Origin of the sequence: Pseudoalteromonas sp. SG44-1, assembly GCF_014164315.1 — a bacterium.
Classification (GTDB): domain Bacteria; phylum Pseudomonadota; class Gammaproteobacteria; order Enterobacterales; family Alteromonadaceae; genus Pseudoalteromonas; species Pseudoalteromonas rhizosphaerae.
In genome coordinates this window covers 1-14000 of the sequence record NZ_JACJEW010000080.1, presented here as the reverse complement: position 1 = coordinate 14000, position 14000 = coordinate 1, and the positions used below count along the sequence as shown (strand labels likewise).

The window sequence follows — 14000 nt, the reverse complement described above, 5'->3', positions numbered from 1 at the left end:
GCTGGCGAGGGTCGTCAATTGATTCGAAATATTTAAATAGTTGAATATCAGGCATGGGGGCTCCTTAAAAAGGAGTATAAGATCATACTTTTAAGTCAAGGTAAAGTTCGTGATCTTGCCCTGGTCGTGGGGGTTGTTGCCCCTATGGCTATACTTGCAGAGCTTGCAACGCATAGCAAAGTGGTTTTTTTAAACCAGTTAAGCATTTTATTTCCCTTATTTATTATTTACAGCCACTGTTAAAAAGCAGCGCATGCGAGAAGTAGATACCATATAGAAAATTACCAGCTTAGTAAATTCGCTTTATCGGTTGTTAGCGTAGGGGGGATCATACTTTGTAAATAATTATAATTTATGATCTAATGCGCTAAATTTCATCATTTTATATTCCATTTGTCTTTATTTTCCTATCTAGAACTCGTAAAAGATAACCGCTCAACAATCAACCAGTATCATAACCTTGTCGATGTGCTTTTTCTTATTATTAGTGCTGTAACATCTGGGTGTGAAGAAATGCAAGGCATTGAAATGTAAGGTTGGTTGGTTAAAGCAATTTCGTCCTTTCAGCAATGGCATACCGACACGACACAGTATTGCTCGCATATTTCGAACGGTTGATACGGATTTACGGATTCATTAAGATCAATGAAATACCCGCAGTAAGAGACCCTCTTCAAATGATTGATATTAAATATGCAATCATTACGTTAGATGCATTGTCAAACAGAGACATTAAAACAATTAGCTAGCCGACGTGACGTGCTGATTGTCTTGATGCGTCTACGTTAAAGCCTGAAATTAAGAAAAATGGCGGTCAATAAACACACTCGTTACGGTAAAAAGAGAAAGAAAAAAGGGAATAGAACGAGTATAGATACCCATTATTATCTGACATCGTTAACAGATAGCGCGCTGATAAGCAAAGCTATCAGGCATCATTGGCTGACAGAAAATCAACAACCCTAGATATTAGATGTGGCCTTTAAAGAAGATGCCAGTTAAATACATGAACCACTGATTGCGCAGCACATTGGTGTATTCCTTCGAGTGATAAGAAACATGGTAAAACAGTATGCAAATAGCAAAGGGTCGATAAGAAGTAAGTGTGTAAGAATCTGTTATGATGACGCTTTTAGAGAGGAATTATTATTCGGTTAACTTTATTAACAAAGTGTCCTCGGGCCCTGTGGAATAACTTCATGTTTTCTTGATATAAAATCGGTTAATATTAATAATTATGGATTAAAATTTAGGAGATAACCTTGCATACAGAGTTAACGGATAATTCGAAAAAGTCAGCATTAGCAGCCATTATTAATTTAGATACCAGTTCATTAAGCGCAGCTGATCTCATGCTTAATGAATTCGAAAGCGATGAAGTCATAACAAGTCTGTTGTTTTTATTAGCCTTTAATAATGAAACTAATAATAAGCTCACGTTGGACGAGCAAGTTAAAGATATACTTGTTACAAGTTGTTATGAGCATTTATCAAAGCAGAGTAAGTATGAATTCAATACTCAATGGTTATATAAGATTATTGACAACTGGGGCGCGGATATCATTCAGGCGTTAATACCTCGGCACTTTTTTTCAAGGTATTTATTATTAGATCTTATTGACTATATCAGTGATTATGATATTGCAGAAACACTGCTTGATGAAATGGATAATGATGATCCTGAATATCGAACCAATGCCAAAATAGCATTATTAGATTTAAAGGGGCAAACAAGTGATATAAATTATCGTAATATATTCAACTGGTTTAATGAAGATATTCAGCTAACGAGTTATGTAGCGGATGGTCGAGAAGAAGCGATGAGCCTTTTGCATATTTTAAAGTATATGCTAAAGCATGAATTCCCGCTTGAATACATTAATCAAACTGTTGAAAAATTAAATAGTTTGTTTATGGTCCGAGGCATTATGCCGTTTTGGAAAGATGCTGCCACGGCTTTAGTGCTCGCTGCGAGTAATCACTCACTGGCACAAGAATATATTGCACTTGCAATGAAATTAAACGATAGCTCAATGCCCAGCGAAGAGCTTATTTTTTATCGTTTAAGTCATGGGTTGATTGACTTACCCACAGCGTGCGATGCACTGCTGGTGGGTTACCCGATACAACCTAACCTACAGGTTTTACGTGATTATTTTGCACTAGATAAGCAGTCTGAGGTGTTTCTAGCCATTGCAGACGCGAGCCTAATCGATAACAAAAACGATAAGTTAAGTGCAAATACGTTATTGACGCTTTGTGAGCACATCCCCAGTGAACATGCGTTAGATAATACACTTATGGCTCGTTTAGATCGTGAATACGCCTCAGGATTCATTTCCTATGCACTGACACACGCACCTGACAAGGTTGAATCATTATTAGTATTGGGAAGAGAGAGCCGAAGTTTATGGGCCATAATTGAAGCTAATACCGAGTTTTTCTCACACGCTATTAATGTTGAGCCAGAGCACGCATTTAAACGTTTTTTTACTGAAGTAGCAACTGATCACATTGATTATGAATTGTTTATGGCTAACTTTACAGAACTGCACTGGGCATACTTTATGGCGGGGCTTGAAGAGCATTTTGCCAGCACTACTGAACATATTAGATCTGAGACTTTGCAAGCTATCCCTATTTCAGTAATACCTGAACAGTATATAGAAAAGTTTAAGCAATGGATTATTGAATTAGAGTATGGATTTGATCGCGATGAAATTTTTTCTAAACTCACATTCCCTGCAAATAAATTACAAGCGTTATTAATTAAGCTACAAGATCTGCCGTTGGATTAGTTACTTAAACTTTATCTGAGTAAATGCCATTTGAGCATTATGCTTAAGTTGCTTTTACGATTTTTATCAATTAAGACAAATATAAAGTTTGATCCCGACCTACACTATGAGAGTAAAAGATTAAACTAGATTTTTAAAAAATAAATGTGGTTAACTAGGGTCTGTTTATCTATCGAGGTTGAATTTTCAGCAGTGTTTTTGGCAATTACCTAACGTTCATAGGTTTTATAGATAGGTTTGTTTATAAAGCTACTTAGCTCATTGGCTACTTTTTCTAAGCTGTTTTTGTAACCTTTATTTATTAATATGTATCTATCTTCATTAACTAATTTAAGATATAGGCGGTAATCCCTTTTACCAAATAATTTTTCGTCAACCACTATGCCGCGTATATCCGCAAATGCAATTGAATCTGCTTTAATAACGTAAATGCTTTTGGCGCGTATAATTATGTTTTTTGTTTCTTTATCAATTTTAATTTTGTAATTAGCAAATGTACAACAAAAGCCAAGTGTGGAAATAGCAGCCCAAGGTACCAAGGGAAATTCGCCATCTATTACACTAAACATACATAAACAACTTATAAATAAAATAAATGCGCCCATAAAGTTAACAGCACTTGTGGCAAATGGCTTGATTTGCGCTTGTTGATTTGTCAGTTTTGTAAATTTCATTTTATAAAGTAGTCACTATTAGTCCGATGATAATAAAACATATGAAGGGGAGGAGAATCATTTTTATCAATGATTTGGTATCCCAGAAAGTTATATCTTTGCCGCTTTTTAGAGCTGGATCATCTGCTGTACTTGCAGGTCTATTATCGAGTGCATTTTGGTCTAAATCGGGTGTGTTACTGCTGACGTTTGTTTTTTCTGTAAACTCATTTACCTTTTCTGTGTGTATACAGCCAAAATGATTAGCTAAAAACGCGGCTGCTGCTTGAGTATCTTGGTAGGTGCCAATTGTGTAGCGTTCATGGCACAGCGCTATTTGATACTTATCTGCAAGGCCTGGAATTTGTTGCACTAAAACTTCAACATCGTTTAAATTTTTTAAAATCTTTTTTGATGTGGCTTTAGCTAGAAATAATTTTTCTTTGTACGCTTTACCAGTTTCAACATCAAGGACTAAATAATGGCTTCTTGAGTAAGCAAAAACGAGTGATAAAAATAAAGGAGCAAAGCAAATACCATAAAATATTGACTCAGTAAAATAGCCAACCACACCACAAAATGGAACGATGAAAGTTAGTATGGCCCTAACTGCAATAATATTGAGGTGGCCTTGAGTCCTTAATTTTACCTTATTTGGCAAATAGGTATTTTTAATGTGAAACTTTACATTCTTAGGTAGATTTGAGTGTTGCAAAAATACATCATCCTTGATTTAGAGTTTTCTAATTTAGCATGATATTTTTTAATAAACCACAATGGGCAGCTATTCGAAAACCTCTAGCAAACAGGCTGCTTTTTGCTTGGTTCTATTTATCATTTAATACCATGTTCTAAGGTTGAGCTTATTTTTGATTGTGTAAGTCGTGAATTAAACCCAAAAATTTGATAATTTAAAGAATAAGATAAGTCGATCATGGCAGTTAAGGTAAATAAATAAATGAATCAACAATTAGTTTTTAAAAATGGTCAAGTTAGTGATAATTACGCCAGTATTTTATTAGGCCATCAAGATGAGTCATACGTTACGCCAATAATGGAATATAAGGAGTATGAACTGATTGTAGAATCGGTTGTTATCATTTTACTCGATGACGACACAGAGCTAATGGGAACAGAGGTGTTAACGTTGGTTGATAGTGGGCACTGTACGTTAGCGCAGTTAATTAACTTTTTAGCCGGTGAAGAGGTGGAGGAAATGCAAGAGTTTGAGTTTATTTCATCTGCTTGGTTTGCATGGCAAAGTAAACACGGCGATTGGTCAAGTGAGCCATTTGATACTGTTTATGAATCGCAAGATAAAAACATAACAACGCTTAATGAGTTATTAAACGAGTAAGTTTGCGTTTTTAACAAGCGCTTTGGCATTTTAGGTGTGCCAACCGAGGCAGTTGGTTTACCTTGCCTTTGATTGATAATACTGTAAAAATCAGCGCGTTTTAAATTAAACAGTTGTATGGAATTTGGCGTTGAGTAAAGAACAGCAAAAAGGCTATTGGCGCAATGAAACTGTGGCTTTTCTCGCGTTGACTTCATTAAGCGGCGTTGGGTATTGGGTATTACACAAAATAGCAGAGTCAGGCTTAGGCTTTAAAAATTTACTTAAAGCGAGTAATGCTGATGAAATTTCTAAACACCTGAATGTGTCATTACCTGATGATATTGAATGGCAAGCATATCAACAACAACTTTGGTCAATTGGCTTAGCGCGCGCACGTTCTCTTCATGCTGATAATGTAAGACTTTTGTTCCGAGAGCAGGAGCTTTTTCCTCAAGAGTTGAAGAAAATTGATGATGCACCTCATTGGATTTTTGTTCAGGGTCCAATTGAAAACTTACATAAAAAATCCGTATCAGTGATAGGTACTCGTAAGCCATCAACAGATGGTGTAATTTTAGCGAAAATAGTCATCGCAGCATTGGCAAATAAAGGGCTTGTTACAGTCAGTGGCTTAGCTTTGGGTATCGATCAAATAGCACATACAGAATCGATAAAATATAACATTCCCACCGTTGCGGTTCTTGGTAATGGTATATACGTTGAGTTTCCTAAAGGCTCTAACACACTTAAAGCGCAAATATTAAATCGTGGTGGCACAGTAGTAACAGAATACCTGCCTGAACAATTATACAGTGCCGAAAACTTTGTTAGACGAAATCGAATACAGGCTGCGCTTTGTAATACGCTGCTACCTATCGAGTGGGAAATTAAAAGTGGCAGTGCTCACACTGTCGCATTTGCACATAAGTACAATAAAAAAATTGCTAATGTGTTCTTACCTGGAACAGCCAATTTAAGGCCTGAATTAAAGTTCTCTGAAATGGAGAGCGGAGCCAGCGCGTGGGAAATGCCAATCTGCGTGAATGGACTGTTAAAGTATATTCAAGACGACATGCAAGCAAACGGTAAAGTCGTTCAACAAAGCTTAAGCTTTCAAGACGATTTTATTTCAACGTAAAAGGTTTTAGTTTATAAAAAAGCCCATCATTACAACTAAACGATGGGCCAAGATACGTCGTTAAAAGTTGGTGTTAATCTTCGTTATGGATAAAACCAGCAATGAGTTCTGCTAAGCTATGCGCTTGTAGATAGCCGCTTTCTTGGTCTGCGCCAAAACTAATTACCTGCCCAGGTTTTCCTTTACTGTTTGGTGCAAGATCTATGGCATAAAAATTACCACAACCTTGGTCGAAAAAGGGGATCCAATAGGGGGTGCAATATAAAGGCAGTACTGTGCCATCGTTACTGCTGTAAGTATCGAGCAAGTCCTCTTGCGTCCATTTTTGATATGGTGTTTGCCAGTCACTCCATTCTTTTAGTATGGTCTGTGCATTCATAAAACCTGTTTTTTCAATGCCATTATGCAGTGTTAAAAAGTCTTTTAAAATAGTGGGAAACTCAAAACCAGCTTGCGTTTTAAATTGTTGATAAATCGCTTTATTATCAATGGGCTCTATTATTTTTAATCCCTCAGACTCAACTAATTGAGTTAAATTTTGTTTTACTAAAGAAAAGTCTTCATGGGAATCAAAGTTAATAAATGGGGTGATGTAATCTATTTTTTGTTGCGCTAATTCTTCTGCTTTAAATGCATTAGGAATATTTTCATCAATAAACTCACCAGTATGGGTGAATATTTGCTCAGCAAATGCTCTTGATATTGGGCGACTAGATAGACTATTACTGGCAAGATCATACAGCTTAGATTTAGGTTCTACGCCTTTTCTTCTTTCTCTATCAATTGTTGTTAACCATTGTGAAAATAGCGGGGTGTTGATCACTTCGGCGGTAAAAATAGTCTTATCTTGTAAGTAGGCAACCATATAAAAATGATTACTCAATTGAGTATCAGGTGTTATTAAGAAAAGCTTGAGAACATCTTGGTCTGTTCGATCTTTTACTGCTTGATGAAGTAAGTCACTAAAGATGTAGCTTTCATCTTGTGAAAAAGACGGCAAATTGGTGATTTCTATTGCTGGAAAATGAAGGTCATGCCATTTTTTGGTTTTTAAAGTATCGTTATACGCACAGATATTTTGCATGAGAATCTTATTAATAAAGTAAAAAATAAACTTAGTATATCACGGTAAGATTAACTCAGTATTAATTTAAAATAGCTTAAAACTTACAATTGATTAATGTTAATATTTGAATATGTTTAAGCTCGTTTTAATTAGTTAATGGAGCTCTTGTTATCTTTAATTTCTTAGATTAATCATTTTATCTTTTATATTTTTGTTCTTATCTCCTTGATTAATAGTGGGTTAATTTGTCATGGCGAACATCTTTTTGGCCTGAATTACACGCAGTGAAAAAATAGGCTTTTTTATTGCACTTTCTTATTTTGATGGGTTTTACATATAACAATCAATGTTAGTATAATAAGTGATTTTTAAATAGTGGTTTTAATATATATAAAACGATTTAAGAATGTTCCGATGAACGGGGGAGTAATATGAAGATAGGGATTGATCTGGGAACGACACACTGTGTTGTTGCTGTATGGCAAGATAGTGGTGTTAAACTTATCGCTGACTCTGAGGGCAATGTTCTAGTGCCTTCTATTGTGAGTTTTTCAGATGACTATGTATTGGTAGGTCAAGCTGCGCGGGATCGTTTAGCGACTCATCCTGAGTTGACGGTGTCTGAATTTAAACGTTTTATGGGCACAGATAAAGTTTATCAATTAGAAGAACAATCTTATACCCCAATAGAGCTGTCGGCTATTTTACTTAAGCACCTTAAAGAGCAAGCTGAAGTATATTTACAACAACCCATTACTGAAGCTGTTATTTCAGTACCAGCCTACTTTAATAATAAACAACGGCAAGCTACACAGCAGGCGGCTTCACTTGCTGGTTTAACGGTTGAGCGCTTAATTAACGAGCCAACCGCCGCAGCCCTTGCATATGGATTAGATAATAAAGATTCAGATAACACTTATTTAGTGCTTGATCTCGGTGGTGGAACATTTGATGTATCAGTTATTGAAGTGTTTAATGACATTTTTGAGATTCACGCCTCTGGAGGCGATAATTACCTCGGTGGTAATGACTTTACCCAAGCTATTGTCGACGATGTATTTGGCAAAAATGATATCCAACCGTACCGTCTAGCCAAAAGTGAGCGAAGAAATATATGGTCTTTATGTGATCAATTAAAATGTCAGCTAACCATAGATGACTCTGCCAGTTTTGATTTTGAATACAAAGGCGATGTTTTAACTTATACCCTAAGTGAAGACGATTTCGGCCATATTTGTCATGATTTAATTGAGCGTATTAAGTTTCCTATTCATAGAGCGATGTCTGATGCAAAATTATCGATGGATGATATTGCAGGTCTTATCTTTGTCGGCGGTGCGACCCGCATGCCTATTTTTCGTCAACAAATTAATCATGTATTTTCGCGTATTACACAAATCCAATACAACCCAGATCATGCTATTGCTATTGGGGCTGCCATTCAAGCAAGTATGAACGAGCGTAATATTCAGCTCAAAGATGTAATCATGACTGATGTTTGCCCATTTACACTGGGCGTTGAGATATCTAACGAGCATAACCAACCTGAGTTTTTACCCATTATTGAGCGTAACTCTACGATCCCGGTCAGTGAAACGCGCTCTTTATTTTCTAGACATCCAAGTCAAGAAAGTGTTTTGATTAAGATTTATCAAGGTGAAAATTACCTACCTAAAGATAATGTATTAATGGGTACATTAGACATTACACTTGAACCTTTGAACAAAATTCAGTCTTTTTATATAACTTACACTTATGATCTCAATGGTGTGATTGAAGTGGAAGTTAAAAACAAGGATTCTGAAAAAACCTATCGTACTTATGTTGGTGAGAACGTGAAAGAGCTTGACCAAAATCAATTGCAAGAGCAATTTTCAAGACTGCAAGCTTTAAAAATACTCCCAAAAAATAAACTTGCCAATACCGCTTTTAAAGCAAAGCTCGATCGCATGTTTCAAGAGAGCTTAGGTGATAAACGTAGAAAGGTTGGTGAAAGCATTGGGCTTTTTGATCGCGCGTTAGAAACCCATGATAATCATAAAATTGACGCTGCCAAAGAGCGTATAAAAATGTTTTTGAATATTTCTTATTAACATGCATTCTATTATTTGTGCCCACAACATAAGAGTAAACTAAATGTACCATTGGATACTATTAGGTATTGAACCAACTAAAGATAAGCGGGCTATAAAATTAGCTTATACGCAGTTACTAAAACAAACTCCGCCAACAGAATTCCCTGAAGAGTTTAAAGCGTTACGTAAAGCGTATGATCAAGCACTAGAAGAAATCTCAAAAAGTGATGATGATGCAAATGATAATTCAGCTAGTTGGCACGATGCATCACTTAAAGCATTTCAGCCGCAACTAGATACTGATATTGAAGACACACAGGATGAAGTTTTTTCGGAGCCACCACCTAGCTCCAATCACGATATTGATGATGACAAACCCGTTGAATTTTCAACTATTAAAACAATATCCCAACTCAACCTTGCCTTAACACAGCTTTATAGTGATATTTCAGTTAGGCACAGTTTAGAACAATGGAAAATGTTGTTCGCGGCGCCGATATGTTGGGATGTTAATCAAAGTAATGCATTGACTGTCAACTTACTCGACTTTTTTTCTAAACACTATTTTTTACCTGAAAATATCTGGACATTTTTAGATACCAGTTTAAGTATTTCTGGCAGCTTATCTATCAGTGGCGATGATACTACGCGTCAAATTGCGGTTGCATTGTCGGGTTATATAAAAACGTTACCAAAGAGAATACATGACGGTTTAGTGGTCGGTATTTCAGAACATGTTGATTTTAAAAATCTTCAACGCCATCTTGAAATACGTAACTATATTGAAGATAAATGTTTATACGACACATTGACTACAGAAGATTTAGAAAATGTTGCTGAACAAATTGGACCTGAGTTTAAAAATGACTTTCCCCTTTATAATTATATAGTTAAGTATTTATGGACGCTTAATAGCTATAGCGCCATTAAACGTATACTTGAACCTCTGACAATTCCACAAACAGAGGAAGATCTGTTAAATTACCAAGCACATGCTGAGTATAAATTAAAAAATTATGAGGCTGCACTCGCACTTTATTTAAAGCAAGAACATAATTACCGCGTACTATGTACTAAGGTAATGTTCAAATATATTGGTTTATGTTATTTAAAGCTTAATAATTATGAAAAGGCATATCTTTATTTAGATGCAAAACTAGCTGCTATTGGTGATATGGAGCTTGAAGTTGCATTAATTACAGCAAGACGCGGATATATTCGAGAGTTGAGAGCTGATGAAGCTAAAAACGCGATAAAAATTGCGACCTTACTGTATGAAAATGGACGATATCAGGATGCGTTGTCAATCACCGAGCAATACAAACCGATATTTGTAGAACAAGCGAATTATTTACAAGCGCTTTGCTTATGTAAATTACACCGTTTTGAAGAAGCCTACTCTGAGTTTTTAGTGTTTATTGATTTATACAATCAACGCCAGCTGTGGGGATGGCCATTAGTTGTTGATTTATTAAGATATTGCTACGATTTAATCACATATGAAGTTTTAGTTGATACATTACAAGAGCATATTGCTAGTTTTCAGGATTTCTATAAAACGGATTTTTTCCCTGGTTCAACAAAACCACGTTGTTACTCAGAGCAAGAAATGGACATACTTGAGCTAACCCGAGAAGACGATTCAGTGAGGCGCCCAGTAGAATCTCTTGGGCATACTGAATCACTGCAAATTTTTGCACTGGCTATATTATATATTCGTGACACCGAATTAGTTGCTTATGCGGATACAAGTGTTGTTGATGATTTTCAACGTAACGTACTTAATTATATAAAAGAAATTAAACAACTTATGCTTTACAACCCGCGTGATTGTTTAAAGTTTTTGGAGGCCGCGTTTGACCAGCAAGACTTTGACACCTGCATCATGTTAGCTGATATAGCGATTAAAGGTTTACGTGCAGCACCACAAGCATATTATTTTAAAGGGTGCGCACTTTTAGAGTTAAACCAATATGACACGGCTTTAGCTGCATTTCAACAAGCTGCCCACGAATATAATACTCATCCATATGCCGTTCATTCTTTAAATTCAGCTATTAAATGCTGTGAAGCGCTTATCGAACAAGGGTTACCTTATGCACAGCAGTGCAAAGCTTTATGCCAGCAATTGCAAGATACAAAGGAGAGAGTTGATGGACAATAATCAAGAAGACTTAATGTTGCAAAGTCAATCGTTAACCGATGAACAAAAGCAATGGTTAATCAGCTTATCAGGCTACTTATCGATGCAAAATGGCTACTCACTGGATTGCTTATTACATAAGAGTGAAACGTACCCACTACAAGCGATTATTAATGGCAATGTAAAAGTATTAAAAAATAGTTATGGTATACATACTAAAGCTGATTTAGTTGAAACATTAAATATTTTTTTAGATACAGCTCGTAGCAGCGAGTTTATGAGCCGTTTGATTGAAAGTGTGCGTTATGATTTATTTATTGAACACTTTTACTTGAATCGAAACAACGATAAAAACAGTAATGAATATATGGTTAGTGGATGGGCTCAAAAGCATAATGTTTCATTATCTGACTGTGGGATTAAAGGTTTTGATGTGGGTCGTTCTGCATTTCTATGCCGGTGTGCGTATACTACTGGTTTAATTACAGAACAAGAAACTTGGTATTATTTGCTAGTGCTAGGTAAAATTGCGCAACAATTATTTACTGATTGGCAAGAGTTAGCCATGAGTCACATAGTAGGGCGCTTAACTTGGGTGGGTGTAAAACTCGATAAACCTATGGATGGTCCACCAGAACGCTACCCTGATGCTTTCGAAGTAAAACAAGAGATTAAGCTAGATATCGAAGAATTGACATCAATTTTAGCTGACGATAACCACCCTTGGTGTCAACTCAACTGGCAAATAGACCTGTAGCGCTAACATTGTAATAAAAGCCACTTAACGTGGCTTTTATTACAACATGTAAACCCGTACTAGTAACAAAACCAAAGAGATAAAATCTTGACTTTATACGTTAAAGCTCTAGCTTTTATAGTCAATTACTTATTGAGTTAATTAATGCTGAAAAAATATAGAGGGCGCTAAAGTAGCGCGCACTGCATTAAATTTGCTTGTTCTAGATTAACTCAAAAGGTAAATCCAATAACATAAACCACACTCAGCGAGCTGATAGTGTCTCAATCTAAAAAGCTAGTTATATAAAAAGTGTTACAGAGTATTCTAAAGCAATGACACATTTCATGAGGTTAATCTTCATCATATTGTAGTTTACTAATAAACAGCTCAAAAGTTGTAGCAAGAATGGTTTTTTTAAAGTCATTTTCTTGATCGACATGTACCACTGTAGGCTCACCTGTAGGCCCGCACTCAGTGTAATCTAAAGCAACCAAGTGGTGCCCTGCCGAAGGGCAATTACAAATATATAGCCCGATATCAGGATAACCCCATTCGTTTCTCATATATTCACTTTCTGCAGCGATAGAATCTAGCCTAATAAACTCGCTGATACTATAGTTAGATGGTTTTTCTTCATTGAGTTGAATGAGCGTGTTTTGTGGATAGCCACCATTTTGTATTTTCATTAACTGTATATAGAGTATGGGTAGCGTATATCCCAAATTATTCACAGTATTTTGAATTTCCTCATCGGTTAATGGCTTATCTATATCCGCGTGGTTTTCTTCGCTTTGTTTTTGCCAAAAGTTAGAGTATTTATTAGCATTAGGGGCCTTAACTTCAACGGTGGATTCTTCAGCTGAAGGACGCGGGGTAAGTTTATCTTGGGTTTGTCGTGCTTTTCGACGCTGTTTATACATCGTTTGCAGTTCACTTTTCTCAATGCCTTTGACATTTGGATCTGCAAGAGAATTATTGTCTGGTAACGGCTCTTTAGGATGAGACAGTAAAGACAGCTCCTCCAGCTTTAGCGTTAGTAATTGTTCTTCATCACAGGTAGAGCGAGCAGTGTCTAACATATCAAAGTTAAGTAGGTCACGCGCGGAAATACTTGGATCAGCTCTTTGCATTAGTTCAATAAATGTTGATAGGGTTGTTTCCTCATTAAGTTCATCGTCGCTAACCAAATCATAGTCAATATCGAACTGCAGCATAACTTCAAATATAAGAGCTGTAGGCCAAATTTCAATTCCATGTTTACGGCTGGATCTACGAAGATCACGAGGTGTCTGCCGTAAAACTTTTTTGCAAGCTGTACAGGCTGCTTTTTCAGCCTTAAGCGGGGTTAACGGATAATAAGCTAAGTGTTGACAAAACTCGCATTTGACTGGAAAAGGGTCTATAAATTGCATCTATATTTTCCTCCTTGTAAAGATGCTTGATAGTCTATCTAAAAAAATGATTCGTATATAGCTTTGTATCAAGTCTAAATATGCATCAAAGAAGTTAGGTCGCTTAGAATCAATTGTTGTGTGCAGTTTTTTTAAATCAAAACGTAAACAAAGAAAGAAGAATAACCTTCGAGGAAAAGCTATTCGCAGCAGCGTAAGCTTGAAATATACTAAAGGTGCTTCGCAGTCATGGCTATTATTTACCTCATTGTCGTTGCTATGAAAAAGGCCACTTGAATGTCACGTTATTGATCGCGTTAAAAAATAGAAAAGTGCTGTCTGGCTTTAGTTTTGGGGCGCAATACTTTGAAAAATTTGGCTATAATATAAAACTGAGAATCTTTTCAAAAGCACTTCAGCAATTAAATAAGGCTTGCCGTGAGTGCTTGTCGCTTAGATAAAAACTGTATGGCTCTCTCGGGATCTGAGTCTTACTATAATAGAATTTAAGGAGCAATTAGTTCCCTATATCTAACGCTAAAGTATCCCCAGAATTAGCCTTTATATATCAATGAACTAATAGTATTAAAAAATGTGGGAAGCGAGGGAACATTCATGGTGTTTTGTGATCTTATGAATCGCTTAAAAACAACAGAGC

The 14000-nt window shown here is 36.1% G+C and carries 10 protein-coding genes and 2 pseudogenes; 8 read left to right on the top strand and 4 right to left on the bottom strand.

Features of this window, described 5'->3' with window-relative positions; genetic code table 11:
* The first annotated feature begins 393 nt into the window (after positions 1-393).
* A pseudogene (locus tag H5187_RS21415) lies at positions 394-1158 on the top strand (ISAs1 family transposase).
* 104 nt (positions 1159-1262) lie between these two features.
* On the top strand, positions 1263-2798 hold the full coding sequence (locus H5187_RS21410; RefSeq protein WP_182798327.1) for a hypothetical protein: 1536 nt from the start codon (positions 1263-1265) through the stop codon (positions 2796-2798).
* 209 nt (positions 2799-3007) lie between these two features.
* Here the strand turns inward: H5187_RS21410 and H5187_RS21405 are convergent, their stop codons facing one another.
* Positions 3008-3472, bottom strand: coding sequence for a hypothetical protein (locus H5187_RS21405; protein ID WP_182798326.1), 465 nt, complete (start codon positions 3470-3472; stop codon positions 3008-3010).
* A gap of 1 nt (position 3473) precedes the next feature.
* Entirely contained in the window at positions 3474-4166 is a 693-nt protein-coding gene (locus H5187_RS21400) for a hypothetical protein (RefSeq protein WP_182768336.1), read from the bottom strand.
* Between the two features lie 243 nt (positions 4167-4409).
* Here H5187_RS21400 and H5187_RS21395 point away from each other — a divergent pair, with 243 nt between their 5' ends.
* Entirely contained in the window at positions 4410-4808 is a 399-nt protein-coding gene (locus H5187_RS21395; RefSeq protein WP_138585062.1) for a hypothetical protein, read from the top strand.
* A gap of 130 nt (positions 4809-4938) precedes the next feature.
* Positions 4939-5928, top strand: coding sequence for a DNA-processing protein DprA (locus H5187_RS21390; protein ID WP_220493318.1), 990 nt, complete (start codon positions 4939-4941; stop codon positions 5926-5928).
* Between the two features lie 73 nt (positions 5929-6001).
* On the opposite strand, the gene H5187_RS21385 is transcribed toward H5187_RS21390, so the two are convergent.
* Positions 6002-7012 (bottom strand): SMI1/KNR4 family protein, encoded by a 1011-nt coding sequence (locus tag H5187_RS21385; protein WP_182794673.1) that lies wholly within the window; start codon positions 7010-7012, stop codon positions 6002-6004.
* Positions 7013-7425: 413 nt separating this feature from the next.
* On the opposite strand from H5187_RS21385, the gene H5187_RS21380 reads away from it, so the two are divergent.
* The 3 genes from H5187_RS21380 to H5187_RS21370 are packed head-to-tail and all read left to right on the top strand — an operon-like array spanning position 7426 to position 11969.
* Positions 7426-9087, top strand: a complete 1662-nt coding sequence (locus tag H5187_RS21380) for an Hsp70 family protein (RefSeq protein ID WP_182794672.1) — start codon at positions 7426-7428, stop codon at positions 9085-9087.
* Positions 9088-9130: 43 nt separating this feature from the next.
* The gene (locus tag H5187_RS21375) at positions 9131-11233 is read left to right on the top strand and encodes a tetratricopeptide repeat protein (protein ID WP_182798325.1); all 2103 of its coding nucleotides are present in this window, start codon (positions 9131-9133) and stop codon (positions 11231-11233) included.
* Positions 11223-11969, top strand: a complete 747-nt coding sequence (locus H5187_RS21370; protein ID WP_182719022.1) for a DUF1266 domain-containing protein — start codon at positions 11223-11225, stop codon at positions 11967-11969. Before H5187_RS21375 ends, H5187_RS21370 begins: the two co-directional genes overlap by 11 nt.
* A 332-nt stretch (positions 11970-12301) precedes the next feature.
* Here H5187_RS21370 and H5187_RS21365 read toward each other — a convergent pair whose 3' ends face one another.
* Positions 12302-13363: an SMI1/KNR4 family protein gene (locus H5187_RS21365; protein ID WP_182798324.1), complete on the bottom strand. Its 1062-nt coding sequence runs from the start codon at positions 13361-13363 to the stop codon at positions 12302-12304.
* A gap of 130 nt (positions 13364-13493) precedes the next feature.
* On the opposite strand from H5187_RS21365, the pseudogene H5187_RS21360 reads away from it, so the two are divergent.
* Positions 13494-13803 (top strand): annotated as a pseudogene (locus H5187_RS21360) (IS4 family transposase); the annotation flags it as partial.
* Positions 13804-14000: the final 197 nt, after the last annotated feature.